The organism is Sorangium sp. So ce836, from assembly GCF_028553905.1.
In the GTDB taxonomy this organism is placed as follows: domain Bacteria; phylum Myxococcota_A; class Polyangia; order Polyangiales; family Polyangiaceae; genus Sorangium; species Sorangium cellulosum_D.
In genome coordinates this window covers 884,864-906,909 of sequence record NZ_CP102233.1, presented here as the reverse complement: position 1 = coordinate 906,909, position 22,046 = coordinate 884,864, and the positions used below count along the sequence as shown (strand labels likewise).

The window sequence follows — 22,046 nt, the reverse complement described above, 5'->3', positions numbered from 1 at the left end:
CCGTCAGTGCGTCCCCACCTTCGCGCCCGCGCTCGCGCGCGCCGACGCAGACGCCTTGAAGCTCGGCTTGGGGATCGAGATGCTGGGCGCCTTGATCTGCACGTTCACGCTCGGCGGCGTCACGCGGACGCTCGGCGCCTTGACGTTCACGTTCGCCTTCGCGTGGGCCTTCGCGCCGGCGCCGGTGTGGACGTGGACCTTCGGGTCGAGATCGGCCTTCGCCTTCAGGTCGGCGTGCGCGTGCGCGTGCGCGTGCGCGTGCCAGTCGGTCTTCACGCGCACCTTCACGCGCGGGGCGTGCGCGTGGACCGCGAACGCCGCCCCGGCCCGGTAGCCGCAGAGGGCCACCGCCGAGCGGCCAGCGTTCCGCACGGCGATCGTCACCTTCAGCGGATCGGCCGCGAGCGCGAGCTTGCCGGTCAGGTACGCCCCCGCCGAGACCCCCGCGGTCGCGGCCACCGGGGCGAGGACGACCACCTGCGGCGCCTCGGCCACCACGCCGAGCGTGACCTTGCGCTCGCCGATGTCGATGGGCTTCAAATCGACGTCGAGCACGTAGACGCGGACCTCGCCGGTCACCTCGTCGACCAGGAGCTCGAGGCGGTCGTCGCCGACGATCTCGATGCGCCCGCCGTGCGGGCCGAGCTTGCCCTCCGGGAGCCCGAGGTCCGCCGCCCCCTTGGCGTTGGCGTAGAGCTCGGCGGTGCCGCCGGCGGGGACGTGCAGGGTGCCGTTCCACGGCTTGCCCGCGACGTTGAGCGTGTAGCCGATCTCCGTGAGATCCGCCTCGAGCTTGGGGCCGGCGGCGACCAGGAGCCCGGTCTTCGCGTCGAGCGTCAGCGGCAGGGTCTTCTCCCCGGACGCGTCCTTCCACAGCAGCGTGCCGCTCACGTCCTCGCCGATCGGCTTGCCGTCCGGGCCGCTGACCGCGGCCTTGACGTTCCCGTCCGCGGCGACGTTGAAGGCGGCCTTGCCGCTCTCGTGCTCCTCGACGTAGGCGCCTTCGCCGATCGCCGACTCGGCGGTGGCGGTCACCTCGACCGTCGCGTTCGCCTCTGCCGGCTGCTCTTCCTTGCCGCACCCGGGCGCGGCAAGGCCGATCAGCAGCAGGGCGAACACTCCGGAAAGCTTGGTGATCTTCATGAAATCCTCCTCGGTGCGAGCGAGCCCTCGGCGGTGAGCCGCGGCCTCGCTCGGGCCGGCGCGCCGGAGCCGAAAGCTCCCCGGACGCGCCGGCGTCGGAGCGCATCATACGACGAGATGCCCCGGAAGGCGCGGACGAGCGCGAATATCGGTGGGAATCAAAAGATCCAGAAGAACCGAGGTGGGACAACGGGGCTCACGGCCGCTGAGCGGCCGTGTCGGGCCTACCCGCAATTCGTTCAGGCAGCGGGCCGCGCGTCGATCGATTCCCGATCACGCGCGCTGCGGCGCCCCGATCAGGGGCTCTCGGCGCCCTGGCCTTCGGTCGCCTGCGTCGCGATGAGCTGCGGGCACTTGCGCGACACGGCGTCACAATCCGGAGGAACGGTATCCAGCGAGCTCAGGGAAGAGTCGCACGTGAGCGCCCGGACCTGCTGCGTCTGGGCGACCAAGCAGACCTCGTACTCGGCCACGGTGGCGGTGCAGCCCGCGCGCTGGTCGGTCGGAGGCATGCAGTCCGGATGGGCGACCTCCTCCTCGGCCGGCTCCTCCGCGGAGACGCACTCGTCCCTCAGCGTGCCGCACGGCTTCCCGAGGGCGGTAGACGCGAGGAGCCCCAGGTATTCACAGGCATCTTCCTTGGTGAGCTTCACCCTCGCCTCGAGCGAATCGCAGGCGGACTGGACGTCGTCGGCCGTCAGGTCCTTGAGCTGCTTGCTGCTCATGGCGGTGTCCGTCGGGGCGGAATCTGCACCTTCGCCGCCGCACGCGGCGAGGGAGAGGACGGTCAGAAATGCCCCGAGATGAGTCGATCGCTTCATTCGCTATCTTCCTTTCTAAGTGCGGCCGCGGGCGCGGCCTTGGGGCTCCCGGGAGCAAGCCATGTACCTCGTTCTCAGTTGTGCACGATTGAGCCGCTCGACGGGGCGGCGGCCCCGCAAAACGGGACATCGACCACGGAGATGCGGAATCTGCCGAGCGAGAAAAGAGAACCATTCTCGACAATCCGAGCGTCCCGAGGGCGCCGAGACGTCCTGGCCCGAGCGCCGCGCCGGGAGGTCCTCCGCCGCTGTCGCGCCGGGGCGCCGGCGGAGGGCCGCAGCCTCGCCTCACCCCTCGTCGCGTGTGGTCGCCTGTCGGTGCGATGCCCTCACCGCGGCGCTCGTGCGATGATCGGGGCTCGACGCAGACTTGTTGTAGGATCGGCCGCCTCGTGACATCATCGCAGCCCCTCGGGTGGATGTACTCAGTCCCAGCGGCGATGTGGGGAGACCGCCTTTGGCCTACCACCTGGAGCGAATCCCAGCCCAGGCCCGGGGGGCCGCGGTCCCCAGATGATCACGACGCCAAGCTCGGGACAGGCCAGGCACGCTCCGGATCTCCCCGTGTCCATCGGGCCGTGGCGGGTGCTCGCGCAGCTCGGCCGCGGCGGCATGGGGGTCGTCTACCGCGCCCAACACAGCGGGACCGGCGCGCTCGCGGCGCTGAAGACCGTCTGCGTGGGCGACGCGAGCCTCGTCTCCAGCATCCGCCGCGAGATCCACGCGCTCCGGGGCGTCCAGCACCCGGGCGTCGTCCGGATCCTCGATGAGGGCGTCCAGGGCGGGATCCCGTGGTACGCGATGGAGCTGCTCGAGGGGCGCACGCTCCGGGACCACAACCAGGAGCGCTGGCGCCCCCGCGGGACCTCGAACAGCGAGGTGACCGTGAGCGTGTCCGCGATCCTCGACGCGGAGACGAGCACCGCCACGGCCGAGATCGCGCCCGACTCGATCATCCCGCGCTCGTACCAGCCGTTCGCGCCGCGCCCGTTCCACCGCGCGGCGGGCGGCGCGCTCCGCCAGGCGCTGGCGCTCCTCCGCGCCATCTGCCGGCCGCTCGCGTACGTCCACGGCCGAGGCGTCGTCCACCGCGATCTCAAGCCGGACAACGTGTTCATCCGCGAGGACGGGGCGCCGGTGCTCTTCGACTTCGGCCTCGCCTTCCGGTTCGAGGGCCACAAGGGGCGCGACGAGCTCCAGGCCGGCGGCCGGCTCATGGGCAGCCCGGATTACATGTCCCCCGAGCAGATCCGCGGCGATCTCGTCGACGCGCGCGCGGACCTCTACGCGCTCGGCTGCATGCTCTACGAGGCCGTCACCGGGGCGGTCCCGTTCCTCGGCGACTCCAGCGCGGTCGTGCTGTCCATGCACCTCTACGCCGAGCCGCTCCCGGCCTCCGAGCTCGTCGCCGACGTGCCCCCCGAGCTCGACGCCCTCATCGCGCGGCTCCTCAAGAAGCGCCCCGAGGACCGGCTCGGCTACGCCGACGACGTCGCGAACGCGCTCGCCGCGCTCGGCGCCGACGACGCGCCGTTGCCGCGCGACGAGGCGCCCGCGCCGCCGGCGCAGCCGTACCTGTACCGGCCGCGCCTCGCCGGGCGCGGGGAGGCGCTCGTGCAGATCAACGCGGCGATCGAGCGCGCGAACGAGCGCCGCCAGGGCAGCCTCGTCCTCGTCGGCGGCGAGAGCGGCGTCGGCAAGACGCGCCTCGCGGTCGAGGCGGTGCACCAGGCGGCGCTCGTCCACATGGCCGTGGTCACGGGCGCGTGCGCGGCCGTGTCCGCCGAGGGCGAGCGCGACGGCGCGGTCAGGGCCGCGCCGCTGCACCCGTTCCGCCCCCTCCTGCTCGCGGTGGCCGACCGGTGCAACGAGCTCGGGCCCGGCGGCTACGACGCGCTGCTCGGCCCGCGCGGCCGGGTCCTCGCGCCGTACGAGCCGTCGCTCGCCCAGCTCCGCGGCCACGAGCGCACCCCGGAGCCGCCGGAGCTCTCGCCGGACGCGGCCCGCTTCCGGCTGCGGACCGCGCTCGCCGACACGCTCGCCGCGTTCGCGGCGACGAGGCCCGTCCTGCTCGTGCTCGACGACCTCCAGTGGGCCGACGAGAGCTCGCGCGACGTCCTCGAGCACCTCGACGACGCCTACTTCGCGGCCCACCCCGTGGTCCTGCTCGGCGCCTACCGGACCGAGGAGGCGGCGCCCGCGCTCGCCCCGCTGCTCGGCGCGCCCTGGGCGTCGCGGATCGAGCTCGGGCGGCTCGATCGCGCCTCGGTCGGGCGGATGGTGCGCGACATGCTCGCGCTGGACGAGCCGCCCGAGGCGCTCGTGCGCTACCTCTTCGAGCAGTCGGAGGGGAACCCGTTCTTCATCGCCGAGTACCTCCGGGCCGCGATCCAGGAGCGGATGATCTACCGGGACGAGGCCTACGTGTGGCGCATCCGCGCGAGCGCCGAGGGCGCCGCGGCGCAGGCGCTCGCCCGCGCGGCGCGCGCGAGCCAGCCGCCCCCGTCGCTGCCGCTGCCGGGGTCGCTGCGCGAGCTCGTCGCGCGCCGGCTGTCGGGCCTGAGCCCGGGGGCGCTCGCGCTCGCGCGGCTCGCCTCGGTGCTCGGCCGCGAGCTCGAGGAGCGCCTGCTCCTCGGCGCCGCCGGCCTCGCCGAGGTCGAGGCGATGGACGCGCTCGCGGAGCTCGCCGGCCGCCACGTGCTCGAGGAGACCGAGCCGGGGCAGCTCCGCTTCGTGCACGACAAGCTGCGCGAGGTCGTCTACGCCGGCATCCCCGAGCCGGGGCGGCGGGCCCTGCACGGCGCGGCGGCGCGCGCGATCGAGCAGCGGCACCGGGACGCGCCGGACCTCGCGCTGTCGTACCCGCTCCTCGCCCACCACTACGCGACCGCGGGCGTCGTCCAGAAGACGCTCGAGTACCTCGACAAGGCGGGCGCCCAGGCGCTCGCGACCGGCGCGTCTGGCGACGCCGTCGATTTCTACCGGAGGGCGCTCGATCTGGACGGCGCGCTCCCGCCGGAGGAGCGCGCGTCGCCGCTGCGGCGCGCGCGCTGGGAGCGGCGGCTCGGCCAGGCCCACTACAACGTGGGCGACCTGATCGGCGCGGAGCGGCACTGCGCGGCGGCGCTGGAGCTGCTCTCGCGGGGCGGCGCGGGGTGGCTGCGCGGCGCGCCGCGTGGGGAGCGCGGCGGCGCGCCGATCGGGGAGCGGCTCCGCGCCGCGGCGGCCTCGATGAAGCAGCTCGGCCTGCAGCTCGCGCACGTCGCGGGCCTGCCGATCCCGGTCGCGAGCGACGCGGCCGAGCGCGAGCGCTTCACGGAGGCGTCGCTCGCGGCGGAGAAGCTGTCGGAGACGTACCTGTTCCGCAACGAGCCGACGCTCGCCTTTTTGGCCGCGCTGGCGGCGACGAACGCCGCGGCGCGGCTCGGTCCGTCGCTCGCGCTCGCGCGCGGCTACGCGACCCTGAGCGTCGCGTTCGGGTATGTCCCGTGGAAGGCCGTGGTGGACGCCTACGCCGCGCGCGCGGCCGAGGCCGCCGCGGCGCTCGACGATCCGCGGGGCGTCGCGTCGGTGTCGTTCCTGCGCGGGCTGACGGCGCTCGGCGAGGGCCGGTGCCGGGACGCGCGGGCGCTGCTGACGGAGGCGGAGCGGCTCGCGGAGGCGCTGCAGGACCGCCGCCGCAAGGAGGAGTGCCTCGCGCTGCTCGCCGGGGTGGCGCACACCGAGGGCCGCTGGGCGGAGGCGCTCGACCGGTACGGGGCGCTCGCGGACGCGGCGCGCGCGAGCGACAACGCGCAGGGGCACCTCTGGGCGGAGAGCGGCCGCGCGCAGTGCCGGCTGCTGCTCGGCGACGGCGAGGGCGCGACGGCCATCTTCGAGGCGCTGTCGGCCGAGGTGCAGCGGATCGGCGACCGCACGCAGCAGATCACGCACGGGCAGGTCGCGCTGGGACACCTGCTCCGCGGCGCGCGCGACGACGCGCGCGCGGCCGCCGAGCGGACGCTCCCCATGATCCGCGACGGGCAGCCGGCCGGCTATCACTGCCTGTACGGCTACGCGGCGACGTGCGAGGTGCTGCTCGCGCTGCTCGAGGAGGCCCGCGCCCCGTCGGAGCGGCGCGAGCTCGGGCGGCTCTCGGCCGAGGCGTGCCGCGCGCTCGGCCGGTACGCGCGCGTCTTCCCGCTCGGGCGCTCGATCTCGCTCCGCCTGCGGGGGCTCGCCGCGTGGCTCGCGGGCGGCCGCGCGCGCGCGCGGCGGCTCTGGGCCGCGGCGATCGGCGAGGCGCTGCGGCGCGGCCTGCCCGTGGACGAGGCGCGCGCGCGGTTCGAGCTCGCGCGGCACCTCGAGCGCGGGGATCCGGGGCGCGAGCGGCAGATCGCGCGCGCGGTCGCGCTCTTCTCGGCGCTCGATCTGCAGTACTGGCGGGACCGGGTGGCGCGGCTGCGAGAGCGGTAGTCGAGGAGGCCCGGCCGCCCCCTCCATGGCTTCTCGCTCGGACGTCCGCCCATCTCCGCGCCGCGCGACCTGCTCCCTCGACGGGGATGTGTCGTCTTCCTATGTCTGGAGCGGATGACCGTACAGGCACGGATGATGGCCTGGCGTCGTGACCACAACCACAGAGTCGCCGCGTTCACCGCAGCACGAGCTGTGTGGCAACAAACGCTGAATCATCCAGCTCACGAGTGCGTCTAGCATCGCGCCGGATCGCGCCTCGGATCGAGCCGATCGCCCCGCGCGCCGTGGCGGGCTGAGCGACACGGAAAAGGGGCCTCGCCCCGCGACGCCCGCGCGCGCCCCGCCGGACGTCATGTAGGCACAGCAGCCATCCACCCGGAACTCCGGAAAGGCCATCTGCCCTGGACGCCTGAGAGACCGCCGCGACGGAGAACCAAGAAGCGAAAACGTCGAGCCAATCCCGGTCTTATCCGTTGGACAACGTATGAACCCAGGGTATACACCGACGATCATTGCCGGCGCGCTCCCAACACATGGGCAAAACGCACAGGGAATCCATGCATTATCTGCGGAGCCCGTGCCCTGGACGACGAATTTCCGCGTCGACTGGGAGACTATAAGGTCTCATAAAGGAAGGCGAGCACGCGTCACCCCGCATCCGGCGGAGGAGCGGAAAGTTCTACAAGGCTGAGGGCCACCAGCATCATCAACACAGGTGATCCCAAGTAGCCAGATTGGGCCATGCCCATAATCACCGACGCTCGCGCGCGAGCCCGGGGCGACACCGGAAACAGTCACCATCAACGTTCGGCACTCGACGTCGTGAAACCTATTCAACCCATCTCCCCCCGACTGCCTTGCCTGCCCGCCGCGGCGCCGGCGTCGGAGCGGACTGCCTACCAGACCATCTCCGCGGTCGTCGGCTCATCGCACTATCGCGCGCTGTCCGACGACGCCTTGAAGGACGAGGACAACGCCGCCTGGGTGCTCGGCCTCGATCCGGACGTGAAGCAGGCGTGGCTCGACCGCATCCGCTGGATCCGCATCGTCGATCGCCTCGCCGAGAACGAGCGCATCGAGCCCCACGAGCGGCGCTTCAGCCGGTTCATGGAGGCCTGGAGGCTGCTCCGTTCACGCGGCTTCGTCGATCCGAGCTGCCCCTTCGCGAGCGAGCTCTCGGCCATCCGCGCGCTGTGGCTCCGGGACGCGATCGGCCCAGGACACGACCCCCCCGCCGACCAGGACGACATGCAGGCGCGCGCGCTCGCCGCCTGGGACGCCTACCTGCGCGCCCTCGCCGACTACCATGCTCCCGGGCTCCTCATCCGCACGATGAAGGAGCACGACACCATGCTGGCGCGGCTGTCAGGGCATATCTTCCAGCTGGTTCCGTTCCTGACGAAGGAGCACTGGGACGCAGCCGGGGAGTTCGGCCGGCTCGACCAGTTCTTCAACAACCTGAGGGACATGCAGGAAGACGCCGATCGCGGCCTCTGCTACCTGCCCGAGGAGGAGCTCACGCGCCACGGCGTCACGCGCGCTCAGGTGATCTCCGGACGGTGCGTCGAGCTGCCCGGATACCAGCGCCTGATGCGGTCCTGGCTCGAGGAGGTCATGCCTTCGCTCTACGCGCGGGCAGCGCCGTTCATCGACGCGCGCGGCCTCCACCCCTCGCTCGAGATCATGAGGGAGTGGAGCCTGCGCCGTTATGCCCGCATCGCGCGGGTGTTCCGCGCGACCGGCTTCGATCACCGCCGGTTCCCCGCGCGGTACTGGGCCGAGGTGCGGCGCGACCTCGCCGAGCGGCGGCAGCTCCCCCGCGCTCACCCCGCGTAACGCCTCACCGTCGAGAGCAGCGCGTCCGGGTCGAACGGCTTGCCCAGCCACGCGTCCGCGCCGACCTCGGCCGCCCGCCGGTGCGCGTCGGCCGCGGCGGTGAGCACGATGATGGGCGCCTGCCGCCCGTGACGCACCTCGAGCTCGCGCGCGAACTCCGGGCCGTTCATCACCGGCATCTTCATGTCGAGCAGGATGAGATCCGGGAGATCGTGCTCCAGCTTGGCCAGCGCCTCGCGGCCGTTGCACGCGATCTTGACCCGGTAGCCGTCCTCCTGGAGCACGAGGGAGACGAGCGCCACGAGGTCCGCGTCGTCCTCCACCAAGAGCACCGTCTTTGCATGTCTTTCGCTCATCGTCGGTCCACCGCGGTGGCCTCGCTGCTGAGTGGGACGGTGAAATAGAACGTGCTGCCCTTATCCTCCTCGCTCTCGAACCAGATGCGACCACCGTGACGGGTGATCATGTCCTTCGCAAGGAACAGCCCGATGCCCATCCCGCCGTAGTCGTGTCGGGTGTCGGTGTGGGCACGGAAGAAGCGCTCGAAGATCCGCTCCTGCTTGTGCGCCGGGATGCCGACGCCCCGGTCGCGCACCGACACGACCGCCTCGAAGCCGGGGGTCGAGCCGTGGCGCTGCGAGAAGAGCGCGGCGTCGCAGCGGGGCGGCGAGGACACCGGCGCGCGCTCGGCCACGGCGACGCTGACGTCGATGTCGCCGCCGTCCGGCGAGTACTTCACCGCGTTGTCGAGCAGGCTCGCGAGCACCTGGCGCAGCCGCTCCGGATCGGCGCGCACGACGGGCGGCCGCTCGGCGCCGAGCGAGAGCCGCACGCGGTGGCGGCTCGCCGACTTGGCCACGCGGTCGACCGTCTCCTCCAGGAGCTCCTTCAGATCGACGTCCTCCTCCGAGACCTGGAGCACGTCGAGCGTGACCTGCGAGATCGCCAGGAGATCGTCGACGATGCGGTTGATCCTGTCCGCGCCGCGGTCGATGGCCTCGAGCATCTTGCGGCGGGGCGCCGGCAGGTCGCTCGTGTTGCGCAGGAGCGCGAGCGCGTAGCCCTTCATGATCGCGACCGGCGTCTTGAGCTCGTGCGCGCCGACCCGGATGAACTGGTCCTTGACGAGATCGAGCTCCATGAGCTCCGTCACGTCGCGGGCGACCGTGACCGCGCCGAGGATCGCCCCGCCCTCGCTGCGGATCGGCGCCGCGCTGGTGCGCAGGAAGACGTCCCGGCCCGCGCGGCCGTTCGCGAGCACCTGCTCCTCCTGCACGATGGTCTCGCCGGCGAGCGCCCGCACCATGGGCAGCTCGTCGCGCGTGAAGGCGCGGCCGTCGGTGTGGCGCATCCGGCTGAGGTCCATCACCTCCTCGACGATCCGGCCGGCCTGCTCGGAGCGGCCCGACAGGCCGAGCAGCCTGAGCCCCGAGGCGTTGATCATCGTCAGCCGGCCCTGGCGGTCGCACGCGAACACCCCCTCGACGAGGTTGTCCAGCACGGCGCCGAGCTGCGCCGCGCGCTGCGCCGCGTCCTGCAAGAGGCGCTCGCGCTCGGCCAGGTAGCTGCGCATGCGCCGGGACGACTCCTCCAGGCGATCGACCATGGCGTTGACGCCGCCCGCCAGGGCGCCGATCTCGTCCTTGAAGTAGACCGGGATCCGCTCCAGCCGGTCGACCTCGCCGCGCTGGACGATCTTCTGGATGACCGCGGCGACCTGCTGGAACGGGCCCGCCAGGGCGCCCGCGAGGAAGCCGGCGCAGACGGGCGCCCAGGTGACCGCGACCATCGAGAAGATGGCCAGCGTGAGCTTCAGGCCGGGCTTGGCGGGCCCCGCCGTCTCGCCGAGCACCATCGCCGCCATCCAGCTCGTCGGCGCGATGGCGAGGCAGGCGCCGAGGATCACGAGGCGGACGGCGAGCGAGTAGCCCTTGCCGGGCACGGACAGGCCGCGCTCGCGGGCGATGAGCGAGATGACGCCGGCGGCGGGCGAGAGCAGGCGGCCGAGGATGCTGTAGGCGAGCGGCAGCGCGGCCGCGAAGAGCGCCAGCGCGAACAGGGCCACCGCGACGCCGCGCTGGACGTCGAGCGGGCTCTGGTCCGGCGCGATGTAGTAGAACGCAACGGTGACGGGCAGGTACAGGAGCGCCCAGGAGACGGCCCAGACCGTCGCGAACGAAAGCGGCGTGTCGTAGGCGGCGTTCGCCGCGGCGAGGATGAGCTCCTCCGGGGGCGCCGCGCCGCCCAGCTCCTCGACGCCCGCGCCGCTCCGGAGCGGGTGGGCCACGGCGTACCGCCGGAGGTGCTCGATCGGACGGAGCATGTGGACGAGCAGCGCGACGAGGCCCGCCGTCTTCACGACATACATGAGCCCGATCAGCCCGAGCATGCGCGCCTGGACCGACGAGTCCACGACGCCGAGGAGCCGCAGGTGAGCGACCGGGACGAGCAGGCTATACGGCAGCTCGATGCCGAACGCATAGGCCACGACCCGGGGGGTGAAGGATGGAGTCCGGGCCCTCCCCGGATTCCAGATTCTAGACCAGGCGGCTCGGCTGATCGCCACGTCCGTCACCCCCCATGTTGAAGCATGGCTGCGGGGTCCGCGCCTGTGGGGTCCGCCGCGCCAAGCCGATGAGTCAGGTCGCCAGGCCGCTTTGCTATGGAACCGATGCGCGGATTGTCGACCTATTTGAGCGACGGCTCATGTCGATTCGCTCGACTCCGACTCACGCGTTCCGTCCTGGCCTGGGCGATCTTTCGGTTTCCCTGATGAGCTCAGGCGGTGCCTTATGGCGCTCCTGGCGATCAAGAAAAGGATGGTGATCACGTGGCGCGCGCGCAAGCCGCTCGCCTCGCCGCGGTAGACGGGGCGCACGCTGACCTCGCGGACGCGGAGGCGGCGCACCGCGAGCGCGGCGAGCAGGTCGTTCGGGTAGCCGTAGCGGGGCCAGAGGCCGTCGAGGTCGAGCGCGTCGATCGCGCGGGACGAGATCGCGGTGTACCCGCACTGGCTGTCGGAGAGGGCGTCGAGCCTCGCCGCGCGGCGGGTGAGCGCGGCGAGCGCCGCCGTGGCCGCGAGCCGCGGGAGGGGCATGACGCGGAAGACGTCGGGGTGCCGCAGCCGATCGCCCTTCACATAATCGGCCTCTCCCGAGAGGATCGGGGCGACGACGCGGGGGAGGTCGCGCGGGTCCATCTGCCCGTCGCCGGCCATGACGGCGACCGCGGCGGCCCCGAGGGCGCGAGCGCGCCGGTAGCCGGAGACGATCGACGCGCCGACGCCGCGGCACTCGGCGTGCACGACGACCTCGAGGCGCTCGTCCCCGGCCCCGCGTGCGAGCTCGGCAGTGCCGTCTCGACTGGCATCGTCCACGACGATCACGTGGTCGACGAAGGCGGGGACGGCCCCCACCGCCTCGGCGATCCACCCGGCCTCGTCCCGCGCGGGGATGACCACTGCGACGCGCGCACCGTGGAGCACGCGGGTTCCTAGCGGAAGGCGCGGCCCTCGGCAACGCGCTCGGCGCCACGTCGCGCGCCGCGAGCCCCTGCGCGCCCGGGCGTGGTAGAGGGAGCGCGCTCCGCTCCACGCCTCTCCCTGCCATGCACCGCCGCACCGCCATCGCCCTGGGGATCACCGCCGCCGCGTGTGGGCTCACGGGCTTCACCGTCATGCGCCATCCCGGCGACACGACCCCCGAGAGGGCGTATCTCCGCCTCGCGAGCGCGCTCGGCCGCGGCGACGTCCGGCCCACCTTCACGGCCCTCGACGATGAGGCGCAGCGCGCCTGCCACGACATCCGCGACCATCGACAGAAGACGAGCGACCGGATTCAGGAAAGCTACCCGGAGCCGGAGCGCTCGAAGCTGCTCGCGCTGTACAGGGCGCACGCCGAGGCGCCCGACGGCGCGGACGTCTGGGTCGAGATGGCGGCGCGGCTCGGCTGGATCGCCCGCCTCCGCCGGGATCTGTCGGGCGTCGCGCGGGTCGAGGTCGACGGCGATCGCGCGGTCGTGGAGACCGCGCGGGGGACGCGCTACCCGTTCCGGCGGCGCGAGGGCGGCCTCTGGGGGCTGTCGATGTTCACCGCGGAGCTGGTCGCCGAGGCGGAGCGGGCCGCCCGCGACTGGGACGTCGTGGAGCGCGCGGCGCTGGATTACGACGGGTTGCGGCGATGACGACCGCGCGCGGCCGTGAGCGCCGCGCGCGCGGTCGTCATCGCCTGCGGGGGCCCGGTGGGGCCGTCACCTGCCTGCCTTCTGCCGGAGCTCGGCGTACGACGCGCCGGGCGTGGTCGTCTCGGCCGGCAGCCCGGCGGGCCCCCACCCCTTCTCGGTGAGCGCGCCGAACGCGTCGCGCGGCCCCTCGAAGCCGGCGCGCTGATCGATGACGGCCGTGTAGCCGGCCGACACCATGGCCTCGGCCGCGCGCATCGAGCGCTGTCCGGACCGGCAGCCCACGATGATCTTCGCGTCCTTGGGATAGAGGGAGCAGACCACATCGAGGAAGTCCGGGTTGGGCTTCATGCCGCCGGCGGCGGCGTGCATGAGCGGCACGTTGTGCGCGCCGCTCGGGTGCCCGGCCGCATATTCCGGCTCGCTCCGGACATCGAGGTAGAGATACCCCTCCTCGTCGATGAGCCTCTTTGCCTGTTCGGGTGATACGCGCTTGATGTCCGCCATGGGCGCAGTCTACCTCTGGCGCGGCGCTGTCGTCAGAACGTATGGATGAAGAGCCCGCTGCGGAGTTTCGGCTCGAACCACGTGCTCTTCGGCGGCATGAGCAGCCCCGCGTCGCTGACCGCGAACAGCTCGCCGATCTGCGTCGGATAGAGGCGGATCGCCATCGTGAACGCGCCCGAGTCGACGCGCCGCTCGAGCTCGGCGATGCCGCGGATGCCGCCGACGAAATCGACGTGCTTGTCCCGGCGGGGGTCGCTGACGTCGAAGATCGGGCCGAGGATCTGATCCTGGCAGATGGAGCAATCGAGCGAGGCCACCGGGTCGTTCGCGTCGAACGACCCCGGGCGGGCCTTCGCGGTGAACCAGCGGCCGCCCAGGTAGAGCCCGAAGGCCCGCGGGCCGGCCGGGGCCGCGGCCGCGCCGTCCTGAGCCGGCGCGACGTCGAGCCGCTCGCCGAGGACGGCGAGGATCGCCTCCGCGCTGCGGCCGGCGAGGTCTCGCACGACGCGGTTGTACGGCATGATGTTCATCTGGTCGTGCGGGAAGACCACGGCGAGGAAGACGTCGTGCTCGCCGCCGTCGCCGCGCAGCTTCCTGTGGACGCGCGCCGCCGCGGCGCTGCGGTGGTGGCCGTCGGCGACGTAGAGCGTCGGGATCGCCTGGAAGCGCTCCTCGAGGTCGGCGGTCGCCGCGCGGCCGAGGACCCAGAGCTTGTGCTCGACCCCGTCGGCGGTCGTGAAATCGTAGATGGGCGGCGACTGCGTGGCCGCCGCGACGGCGCGGTCGATGCCCGCGTCGGCGCGGTACGTGAGGAACACCGGCTCGTCGTGGGCGCCGAGCTCCTCGATGTGGCGGGTGCGGTCGTCCTCCTTGTCGGGGCGCGTCTTCTCGTGCTTCTTGATGACGTCCTGCTCGTACTCCGCGACCGAGGCGCAGCCGACGACGCCGATCTGCCGGTGATCGCCCATCTTCTGGGCGTAGAGGTAGAGGTGCGGCTCCGGGTCCTGCGCGAGGTCGCCGCTGGCGATGAGGTCGGCGAGGTTCTGCGCGCCACGGGCGTAGACGGCGTCGTCGTGCTCGTCCGTCCCTTCGGGCAGGTCGATCTCGGGCCGGGAGACGCGGAGGAAGCTGTGCAGGCCCCCGGCCGCGAGCGCGCGCGCCTCGGCGGTGGAGATGACGTCGTACGGCGGGCTGGCGACGCGGGCCGCGTGCGCCTGGGGAGGTCGGTAAGCGCGGAAGGGTCGGACGGTGGCCACGGCGAGCGACTAGCCCAACGGCCGGGGCGCGTCGAGACGGCTCCGGCTGCGCCGAGCAGGGCGAGCAGACCGCGCGCGCCCGCGCCGAAACCGGCGACGTCGGCGCTGATGGCGGCGCGCGGCGCGTGCTAGGAGGGACACGCGCGCTCCGCGAGCAGCCGCAGCCACCGACATCGCCCCCGCACGCCGCACGAAGAGGAACCTTGTCCAGCTCCGGTGAGTCCTACCCTCCGTCGCGCTTCTCGACCCTCCCGCCCGGCTCGTCGGACGACGACCTCGCCCTGCCGGGTGAGGTCCCCTCGTTCTCCAGCTCGCGATCCCGCCGGGTGATCGCCGTCGGGGGCGGCCGCGGGGGCGTCGGGAAGGCGACGCTCGCGGTCAACCTGGGCGTGTACTTCGCGCAGCTCGGGCGCGACGTGATCATCATCGACACCGACGCCTACAGCCCGGGGTTGCACGCGGCGCTCGGGATCGAGGCGCCGCCGCTCGTCACGCGCGAGGACATCGAGGAGGGCAAGGCCGAGCCGATCGCGACCACGGTGCCCGGGCTCCGGCTCGTCCCGACCGCGTACGATCCGATGACGGCCACGCCCCTCCGGCCGAGCCGCGCCGCCTACTGGATGAAGATGATCCAGGAGCTCGACGTCGACTACGTCATCGTCAGCCTCGGCGCGGCGACCGGCTCCTCGACGCTCGACCTCTTCCTGCACGCCGACGTCGGCATCTGCGTCACCACGCCCGAGCCGCTCGCGGTCGAGCACTCCTACCGCTTCTGCCGCGCGCTCTACCAGCGCACCCTGCGCCGCGCGCTCATGAAGGAGCGCTTCAAGATCCGGCTCGTCGAGAAGGTGGCCTCGTCGCTCCCGGCGCTCGCGACGCCGCGCGACTTCATCATGGAGGTGAAGCGGTTCGACGAGGGGGTCGCGTCGCTCGCCGCCGCGCAGCTGCCGCGGGTGAAGCCGCACCTCGTCGTCAGCCAGACGCGGCACCGCTCGGACCTGGAGCTCGGCCCGGCGATGAGCGCCGTCTCGGAGCGCTTCCTCGGCATCTCCCTCGATTACCTCGGGCACATCGAGCACGACGACGCGGTGTGGCTGACCGCGCGGCGCCGCCAGCCGCTCCTCATCGACAGCCCGACCTCGAAGAGCGCGCGCAACCTCGAGCGCGTGGCCCGGCGCATCCTCGCGCTGCTCGCCGCGCGCGACTCGCGCCCGGCCGAGGCGCACGCGCGCGCCTTGGCCGCCGCCTCGAAGAGCGCCGCGCCGGCCACCCTGTACGAGGCGCTCGGCCTGGCCCGGACGGCCGCCGACGACGAGATCCGGCGCGCCTACAAGCGGCAGCGCGACATCTACCGCGAGGGGAGCCTGCCGGTCGTCAGCGTGCTGAGCCCCGCGGTGCTCCAGAAGGAGCAGGCGCGCATCGAGGAGGCGCACGACACGCTGCTCGATCCGGTGCGCCGCCGCGCCTACGACCTCTCGACCTACCCGGACGACCCGCGCATGCCGCTCGGCCCGGCGCGCGCCGAGAACGCCGCCGCCGCGGCCGAGCTCGCCATGCTCCAGGCCGAGCTCGCGCGCGAGATCAACGCCGAGACGCAGTTCAGCGGCGCGCTCTTGCGCAAGGTGCGCGAGTCGCAGGGGGTCGAGCTCACCGACATCTCGCAACGGACGAAGATCTCGCTCGCGCACCTCCAGGCGATCGAGAACGAGGCGATGGGCGACCTGCCGGCGCCCGTCTATGTCCAGGGATTCGTTCAGGAAATCGCGAAGTTCCTGCGGCTCGATCCGGCCCAGGTGGCGAAGACCTACATGCGCCGACTGCGCGAGATCTCCGCCGGAACACGCCCCAGGCAGCATGGCTGAGGCGGCGCGCGCCGGCGTCGAGGCCGCGCGCGTGGGCGGGGAGGCGCCGGGCGCCGGCGGGGATCTCGCCTTCTCGGCGCTCGCGTTCGTGCTCGCGCTTTTGCCGCGGCTCTACGTGGCGATCGCGTGGGCGCGCGAGCCGGTGTGGGACGGCCATTACTACGACTTCGGCGCGCGCCGGATCGCCGCTGGCCTCGGCTACTCGGACGATCTCATCGTCGGCGGCCAGGCGGTGTGGCACCCGTGGTGCCACTACCCGGTCGGTTACAGCGGCTTCCTGGGCCTCATTTACAGGCTGTTCGGCGCCGGGCCGCACGTGGCGACCGTCGCGAACGCGGTGACCGGCGCGCTGCTCGTCGTCGTGGTCCATCGCCTCGCCCGGTACGCGACCACGCCGGCGCGCGCCCGCGCGGCGGCGCTCCTCGCAGCGCTCTCGCCGGGGCTCGTCCTCTACGCGGCGCTCGTGATGACCGAGCCGCTCGCGGCGCTCGGCCTGGTGACGGCGCCGTGGCTGCTCGCGCGCGACGCGGCCCGCGGACGGCCGGTCCGCGGCGCGATCCTCGCGGGCGCGGCGCTCGGGCTGGCGACGCTGGTGCGGCCCCAGAGCCTGCTCTGCGCGCCGGCGTTCGCGCTGCTCGCGCGCGGCGGCCCGGGCGGGGCGACCGGATGGGCGCGGGCCGCGTGGCGGCGCGGCGCGCTCGCGGCGGCGCTCGCGACCGCGACGGCCCTCGCCGTGGTGGCGCCGTGGACGATCCGGAACTGCCGCGTGATGGACGGCTGCGCGCTCGTCTCCACGAACGGCGGCTGGAACCTCGCCATCGGCGCGTTCCCGCGCGCGACGGGCCGCTTCGAGACGCTGCGCGCCGGCGACGGCTGCCCGATCGCGCGCGGACAGGTGGCCCAGGACCGCTGCTGGATGGCCGAGGGGCTGCGGTGGATCAAGAACGATCCATCCCGCTGGCTGGGCCTGATCCCGAAGAAGCTGAGCTTCACGTTCGATCACGAGTCGTTCCCGGTCGGGTACCTGGGCGAGGCGAACCCGGCGGCGTGGCCCGAGGGGCGGCGCGCGGCGTGGCGCCGGGTGCTCACGACGTCGCACCTCGCCTTGCTCTCCGTCGCGGGGCTCGGGGTGGTGGCGCTGCCGCGGCCGAGGCCGTGGCGGGCGCTCGTCGCGCAGCTGCTGGCGCTCGCGGCGGTGCTCGGGCTCGTCGCGTGGGGGGTGCTCGGGGACGAGCACGCGTTCTGGCCGCTCGCGGTGGCGATCCCGCTCCTCGCGGCGCTGCCGCTGCCGGGCCGGCCCGCGAACGGGGGCGTCGTCGGCTACCTCGCGTTCGCGGTCGCCTCGGTGGCGCTGACGCACGCGGTGTTCTTCGGCGAGGATCGGTATCACATGGTGGTGACCCCGGCGCTGTGCATCCTGGCGGCGTGCGCGCTGCGGCGCGGGGAGGCGACGCGCGAAGCAGGGCAGGAGGCGGCAGACCGCACGATGGGTTGAGGCTCGCAGCAAGCCCGATGCGTTGAATACGGACTTCGCCGCACGCTCGTTCTGGAATCGCACGGACGCATCGCCGGGCGCCCCCGGCGTCATCGTCGCACGCCGGGTGGTTGGCCCTCTGTCCGGGCCTATGCGAAGGCGCCTCGCCATGGTCTCCATGCGCCACGAGGTCCTCGTGGATCTCTTCAGAAACCGACCTTCCCTCGCCGCCGAGATCCTCGTCGAGGTCCTCGGCGTCGCGCTCCCGACCTATAGCGAGGCCCGAGTCGCCTCCATCGATCTGACCGAGACCACGCCCGCCGAGTACCGGGCCGATGTCGTCGTCGTGCTCCTCGATGGGGACAAGCCGGTGCGGGTCATCATCGTCGAGGTCCAGCTCAGGAAGGACGACAACAAGCCGTTTAGCTGGCCCGCCTATCTGACGGTCTCGCGCGATCAGCACCGCTGTCAGGCGGGCCTGCTCGTCGTCGCGCCCGACCCCCTCGTCGCGGACTGGTGCGCGCAGCCGATCGAGATCGGCGTGCCAGGCTTCGTCCTGCGCCCGCCCGTGCTCCGTCGCAGCAGCGTTCCGGTCGTGACGGACCCGGCGGAAGCGGTCCGTCGACCGGAGCTGGGGGTGCTCTCCGCAATGGCCCACGGCGAGACGGAGCAAGGCGCAACGATCGCCGGCGCCGTGCTGCCTGCGATCCAGGGGCTCGATGACGAACGCGCCCGGCTCTACTACGATCTCCTGTACAATTCCCTGAACGAGGCGGCCCGCCTCGCGCTGGAGGCGATGATGAAGGGCTACGAGTACCAGAGCGCTTTCGCGAAGAAATACGTCGCCCAGGGCCGTGACGAGGGGCGCATCGAGGGGCGCGTGGAAGAAGCGGTGCGCGCCCTGCTGAGCGTGCTCCGGGCTCGCGGCATCGCGGTGCCCGAGGCGGCACGCGAGCGCATCGTCGCCCTGAAGGACCCGGAACGCCTCGAGCGCTGGCTCGAGAAGGCCGCCACCGCGGCCGCGCTCGCCGAGGTGCTCGACGACCCGAGCTGAGGACGGCCAGGCACCGGCCCCCCACCCCACCGCCGGCTCCTACGACGCGCACGGCCTCGCCGCGGTGCGCGCCGGGACGCCGGCCGGAGAGCGCAGGGGCCGATCCCGCGCCCCTCAGGGCGCCGCCGCCGCCCCCGCCTCGCCGGGCGCCTTCCCCGCCCCCTCCGGCTCGGCCTGCAGGACGATCTCGATGCGCCGGTTCTTCGCCCGCCCTTCCTCCGAAGCGTTCGGCGCCACCGGGGCGAACTCCCCGGCCCCGGCCGCGGACAGGCGCTCCGGCGACACCCCGCCCTCGATGAGCACCTCGACGACCGCCGCCGCGCGCGCCGTCGAGACGTCCCAGCTCGACGCGCGGTTCGCGCCCCTCGCCTTCCGGTCGTCCGTGTGCCCGACGACCTGGAAGCGTTGATCCGCGATCGTCCGGAGCGCCCCGGCCACGTCGGCCAGGAGCTTCCGCCCGGCCGGCTTGACCTCGGTCCTCGCGCCGTCGAACAGCGCGTCGCTCGAGATCTCGAGCAGCGGCAGCCCGCCGCGGATCCCGACGCGGATCTTCCCCCCGTCCACCGTCGCCTGGAGCCGGCTCGCGACGTCGCGCATCCGCGCCGCGCGCGCCTCGGCCGCCGCCTGGTGGCGGCGCAGCTCGTCGACCTTGGCCCGCGCCTCGGCGAGCTCCGCCGACAGGCTGCCGCGCTCGTTCGCGAGCTGGCCCACGCTCTGCCCCGCGCTCCGGAGCCGCGCCGACAGCTCCTCGTTCATCGCGGCGAGCTCGTCCAGCCGCCGCGCGAGCCCGGCCTCGGTCGTCGTCACGTCGGACAGCTGGAGATCGCGCGCCCGGAGATCGTCCGCGAGCCGCAACAGCTCCGCCTCGATCGCGGCGGCCTGCGCCGACCGCTGCGCCGCCTCGGCGCGGGCGAGCTGGGCCTCGGCGCGCGCCCGCTCTCCCGCCTCGCGCTCTCTCTGGATCTCCGCGCGCGCCTGGTCGTACAGGTCCTGCCGGACGAGGCAGCCCGGCGTCGCCAGCCCGAGCAGGGCGGCCGTGAGGAGCCTCGCCGCGGCGGGCCAGCGCCGCGACATCCACGCCGGGATCTTACCGGCCGTCGTCGTGGTGTTCATGCGTCGCGCGCACTCTGGCACGAAACCGCCGGCGCGACGAAATCGCGGCGAACGTCCCGCGGCCGCCGCCGAACGAGCCGCCCCACGCCGGGCGATCCCCTGGTACCCTCGTCGGCGTGAGCTCTCGGCGAACTTGGGTTTTCGCGGGCGCCCTGGCCGCGACGACGCTGGCAGCCAGCGCCGCGGCGGCGTTCCCGCACGTCGTCCGCGAGGGAGAGACCCTCGCGCAGATCGCGGAGCGCACCTACGGGCGCGTGCAGATGGAGCAGGTGCTCGTCGCCGCGAACGCGCTCGACGCGGGCGCCGGCGTGCCGATCATGCCCGGCCTGCGGCTGGAGGTGCCCGCGCTCGGCCACCACCGCGTCACCGCCGGCGAGACCTGGGCGATCCTCGCGGAGCGCCTGCTCGGCGCCGCCGACCGGAGCGACGTCCTCGCCCTCTCGAACGACACGATGCCCTGGATCGAGCCGACCGACGGGCAGGAGATCATCGTGCCGTACAACCTCCGGTACGTCGTCGGACAGCACGACACGCTGCTCACCATCGCCTATCGCTTCCTCGGCAAGCGCGACAACGCGTGGATGCTCCACAAGTACAACCATTTCAAGAAGGACACGCTGCGCCGCGGCATGGTGATCCTCGTGCCGCTCACGGATCTGCCGCTCACGGCCGAGGGCAAGGCCGAGGCCGCGAGCGCCGGCGCGCTCGTGCGCTCCGAGGGGGCGGGCCGCGCGCGCGAGGCGCAGCGGCGGGTCGACGCCGAGCTGCCGCAGCTCGCGAGCGACGTGCGGAGCGGCCGCTACATCGACGCGGTGGCGCGGGCGAGCCGGCTGCTCGGCTACGGCGATCTCGCCCGGATGCAGATCGCCACGCTGCACCGGCACCTGCTCGAGGCCTACGTCGCGCTCGACGCGACCGGGCTCGCCGAGACCGCCTGCGCCGCGTGGCGCGAGCACGATCCGACCGCGCGGCTCGACCCCATCGAGCTCAGCCCGAAGATCGTGCGCGCCTGCACCTCGTTCACCGAGCAGCACCTCCGGCTGCCTCCGCCGGACCCCGCGCCGACGGAGCCCGCGGACGCGGGTGGTGCGCGGTGACCTCGCCGCCGCCGGCGCCCGATCGCCTGGCCCCCGGGCACCGCGTCGCGTCGCGGTACACCGTGGAGTCGGTCGTCGGCGAGGGCACCTCCGGCGTCGTCTACCGCGCCGCCCGCGACGAGGACGGCCGGCGCGTCGCGCTCAAGGTGATCCACCGGCACCTCTCCGGCGCGCCGCAGATCTTCCGGCGCTACCACCGGGAAGCCGCCATCCTGAAGCGCCTCGAGGGCCCGCACGTCGTCCGGATGCTCGACTTCGTCGAGGAGGGCGGGCTGCTCACGATCGCGCTGGAGCACATCGACGGCAGCTCGCTGGAGGAGCTCCTGCGGGAGCACGCGCCGATCGAGGTCGACCGGGCGATCGAGATCGCCCTCCAGATCTGCGCCGCGCTGGAGACCGCGCACGCGGCGGGCGTGGTCCATCGCGACCTCAAGCCGGCCAACGTGCTCATCGAGCGCCCGGGCGCGCCGCCGCCGGGCGGGCAACCTGGAGGCGCGCCGTCGCCGCTCGCGGGCCGCGTCCGCGTGGTCGACTTCGGGCTCGCGAAGGTCGTGCACGGCGAGCAGATGACGACCGGGCTCACCGAGCAGGGCATGATCTTCGGGACGCCGGAGTACATGGCGCCGGAGCAGGTGCGCGGCGAGGACGTCGATCCGCGCTGCGACATCTACGCGCTCGGCTGCATCCTCTACGAGATGGTGGTCGGCGCGGTGCCGTTCAGCAAACGGACGCCCATCGCCGTCATGACGGCGCAGATCACCGAGCAGCCGCTCTCGCCGCGCTCCGGCAAGCGCGACGGGCTCATCTCGGCCGGCCTGGAGGCCGTCATCCTGAGGGCCCTCGCCAAGGACCCCGCCGAGCGGCACCCGAGCGCCCGGGCCTTCGCCGACGCCCTGCGCGCCTGCCGCGAGCGGCGCGTCGTGGGCCACACCCCCACGGGCCTCGCGGACGCCACCTCGATCACCGAGCTCGGGCTCGAGCGCACCGGCCTGGACCACGCCGCGACGCCCCAGAACGACGTTTCCACCGCGGACGTCGCTCCCGCGGTTCCGCCCCGGGAGAGCCAGGGGATCGGGGCGCTGCCCGCGGGCCGAGCCGCGGCGCGCGGCGACGCGCTCGGCCGCGGCGCAGCGGCCGCGGCGACGCCGGAGCGCGCCTCGCGCGAGCGGCTCCTCTGGACCGTGGTGGCCATCCTCTGCGCGGCCGCTGGTATCGTGGTCGGCACGCTGTTCGGGGCACGTTAACGACG

General features: G+C 73.3%; 16 protein-coding genes. 8 read left to right on the top strand and 8 right to left on the bottom strand.

Features of this window, described 5'->3' with window-relative positions; translation table 11 throughout:
• Window positions 1-3: 3 nt before the first annotated feature.
• Together NQZ70_RS03435 and NQZ70_RS03430 are read right to left on the bottom strand one after the other, a co-directional pair.
• The gene (locus NQZ70_RS03435) at window positions 4-1,143 is read right to left on the bottom strand and encodes a hypothetical protein (RefSeq protein WP_129572938.1); all 1,140 of its coding nucleotides are present in this window, start codon (window positions 1,141-1,143) and stop codon (window positions 4-6) included.
• Window positions 1,144-1,439: 296 nt separating this feature from the next.
• Entirely contained in the window at window positions 1,440-1,964 is a 525-nt protein-coding gene (locus NQZ70_RS03430) for a hypothetical protein (RefSeq protein ID WP_129572937.1), read from the bottom strand.
• Window positions 1,965-2,528: 564 nt separating this feature from the next.
• Between NQZ70_RS03430 and NQZ70_RS03425 the strand changes: the two genes are divergently transcribed.
• Both NQZ70_RS03425 and NQZ70_RS03420 read left to right on the top strand, forming a co-directional pair.
• Window positions 2,529-6,419 (top strand): serine/threonine-protein kinase PknK, encoded by a 3,891-nt coding sequence (locus NQZ70_RS03425; RefSeq protein ID WP_237244986.1) that lies wholly within the window; start codon window positions 2,529-2,531, stop codon window positions 6,417-6,419.
• A gap of 822 nt (window positions 6,420-7,241) precedes the next feature.
• Window positions 7,242-8,255 (top strand): squalene/phytoene synthase family protein, encoded by a 1,014-nt coding sequence (locus NQZ70_RS03420; RefSeq protein WP_129572936.1) that lies wholly within the window; start codon window positions 7,242-7,244, stop codon window positions 8,253-8,255.
• On the opposite strand, the gene NQZ70_RS03415 is transcribed toward NQZ70_RS03420, so the two are convergent.
• From NQZ70_RS03415 to NQZ70_RS03405, 3 genes are all read right to left on the bottom strand, one after another.
• Window positions 8,243-8,611, bottom strand: coding sequence for a response regulator (locus NQZ70_RS03415; protein WP_044985472.1), 369 nt, complete (start codon window positions 8,609-8,611; stop codon window positions 8,243-8,245). The genes NQZ70_RS03420 and NQZ70_RS03415 overlap by 13 nt on opposite strands.
• Window positions 8,608-10,743, bottom strand: coding sequence for an ATP-binding protein (locus tag NQZ70_RS03410; RefSeq protein WP_129572935.1), 2,136 nt, complete (start codon window positions 10,741-10,743; stop codon window positions 8,608-8,610). The genes NQZ70_RS03415 and NQZ70_RS03410 overlap by 4 nt, the downstream gene beginning before the upstream one ends.
• Before the next feature lie 216 nt (window positions 10,744-10,959).
• Window positions 10,960-11,739: a glycosyltransferase gene (locus NQZ70_RS03405; protein ID WP_237244984.1), complete on the bottom strand. Its 780-nt coding sequence runs from the start codon at window positions 11,737-11,739 to the stop codon at window positions 10,960-10,962.
• A 122-nt stretch (window positions 11,740-11,861) separates the two neighbouring features.
• Between NQZ70_RS03405 and NQZ70_RS03400 the strand changes: the two genes are divergently transcribed.
• Complete coding sequence (locus tag NQZ70_RS03400; RefSeq protein WP_129572934.1) at window positions 11,862-12,437, top strand: hypothetical protein; 576 nt, start codon at window positions 11,862-11,864, stop codon at window positions 12,435-12,437.
• A gap of 66 nt (window positions 12,438-12,503) precedes the next feature.
• Here the strand turns inward: NQZ70_RS03400 and NQZ70_RS03395 are convergent, their stop codons facing one another.
• Window positions 12,504-12,941 carry a rhodanese-like domain-containing protein gene (locus NQZ70_RS03395; RefSeq protein ID WP_129572933.1) on the bottom strand — a complete coding sequence of 146 codons (438 nt, stop codon included), beginning with the start codon at window positions 12,939-12,941 and terminating at the stop codon, window positions 12,504-12,506.
• Window positions 12,942-12,973: 32 nt separating this feature from the next.
• Window positions 12,974-14,197: a DUF1015 domain-containing protein gene (locus NQZ70_RS03390; protein ID WP_129572932.1), complete on the bottom strand. Its 1,224-nt coding sequence runs from the start codon at window positions 14,195-14,197 to the stop codon at window positions 12,974-12,976.
• A gap of 203 nt (window positions 14,198-14,400) precedes the next feature.
• On the opposite strand from NQZ70_RS03390, the gene NQZ70_RS03385 reads away from it, so the two are divergent.
• The 3 genes from NQZ70_RS03385 (at window position 14,401) to NQZ70_RS03375 (ending at window position 18,587) form a co-directional block, all read left to right on the top strand.
• Window positions 14,401-16,059: a helix-turn-helix domain-containing protein gene (locus NQZ70_RS03385; RefSeq protein ID WP_129572931.1), complete on the top strand. Its 1,659-nt coding sequence runs from the start codon at window positions 14,401-14,403 to the stop codon at window positions 16,057-16,059.
• Window positions 16,052-17,554 (top strand): glycosyltransferase family 39 protein, encoded by a 1,503-nt coding sequence (locus NQZ70_RS03380; RefSeq protein WP_129572930.1) that lies wholly within the window; start codon window positions 16,052-16,054, stop codon window positions 17,552-17,554. The genes NQZ70_RS03385 and NQZ70_RS03380 overlap by 8 nt, the downstream gene beginning before the upstream one ends.
• A 148-nt stretch (window positions 17,555-17,702) precedes the next feature.
• Entirely contained in the window at window positions 17,703-18,587 is an 885-nt protein-coding gene (locus tag NQZ70_RS03375; protein ID WP_129572929.1) for a hypothetical protein, read from the top strand.
• A 114-nt stretch (window positions 18,588-18,701) separates the two neighbouring features.
• Here the strand turns inward: NQZ70_RS03375 and NQZ70_RS03370 are convergent, their stop codons facing one another.
• The gene (locus NQZ70_RS03370; protein WP_237244983.1) at window positions 18,702-19,700 is read right to left on the bottom strand and encodes an OmpA family protein; all 999 of its coding nucleotides are present in this window, start codon (window positions 19,698-19,700) and stop codon (window positions 18,702-18,704) included.
• Between the two features lie 116 nt (window positions 19,701-19,816).
• Between NQZ70_RS03370 and NQZ70_RS03365 the strand changes: the two genes are divergently transcribed.
• Together NQZ70_RS03365 and NQZ70_RS03360 are read left to right on the top strand one after the other, a co-directional pair.
• Window positions 19,817-20,797, top strand: coding sequence for a LysM domain-containing protein (locus NQZ70_RS03365; protein WP_129572928.1), 981 nt, complete (start codon window positions 19,817-19,819; stop codon window positions 20,795-20,797).
• The gene (locus NQZ70_RS03360; protein WP_129572927.1) at window positions 20,794-22,041 is read left to right on the top strand and encodes a serine/threonine-protein kinase; all 1,248 of its coding nucleotides are present in this window, start codon (window positions 20,794-20,796) and stop codon (window positions 22,039-22,041) included. Before NQZ70_RS03365 ends, NQZ70_RS03360 begins: the two co-directional genes overlap by 4 nt.
• The last annotated feature ends 5 nt before the right edge of the window (window positions 22,042-22,046 follow it).

Coding starts and splice junctions, on each gene's coding strand:
- NQZ70_RS03435 (WP_129572938.1), bottom strand. CDS start 1,143: ATGAAGATCACCAAGCTTTCCGGAGTGTTCGCCCTGCTGCTGATCGGC.
- NQZ70_RS03430 (WP_129572937.1), bottom strand. CDS start 1,964: ATGAAGCGATCGACTCATCTCGGGGCATTTCTGACCGTCCTCTCCCTC.
- NQZ70_RS03415 (WP_044985472.1), bottom strand. CDS start 8,611: ATGAGCGAAAGACATGCAAAGACGGTGCTCTTGGTGGAGGACGACGCG.
- NQZ70_RS03400 (WP_129572934.1), top strand. CDS start 11,862: ATGCACCGCCGCACCGCCATCGCCCTGGGGATCACCGCCGCCGCGTGT.
- NQZ70_RS03395 (WP_129572933.1), bottom strand. CDS start 12,941: ATGGCGGACATCAAGCGCGTATCACCCGAACAGGCAAAGAGGCTCATC.
- NQZ70_RS03380 (WP_129572930.1), top strand. CDS start 16,052: ATGGCTGAGGCGGCGCGCGCCGGCGTCGAGGCCGCGCGCGTGGGCGGG.
- NQZ70_RS03375 (WP_129572929.1), top strand. CDS start 17,703: ATGGTCTCCATGCGCCACGAGGTCCTCGTGGATCTCTTCAGAAACCGA.
- NQZ70_RS03370 (WP_237244983.1), bottom strand. CDS start 19,700: ATGAACACCACGACGACGGCCGGTAAGATCCCGGCGTGGATGTCGCGG.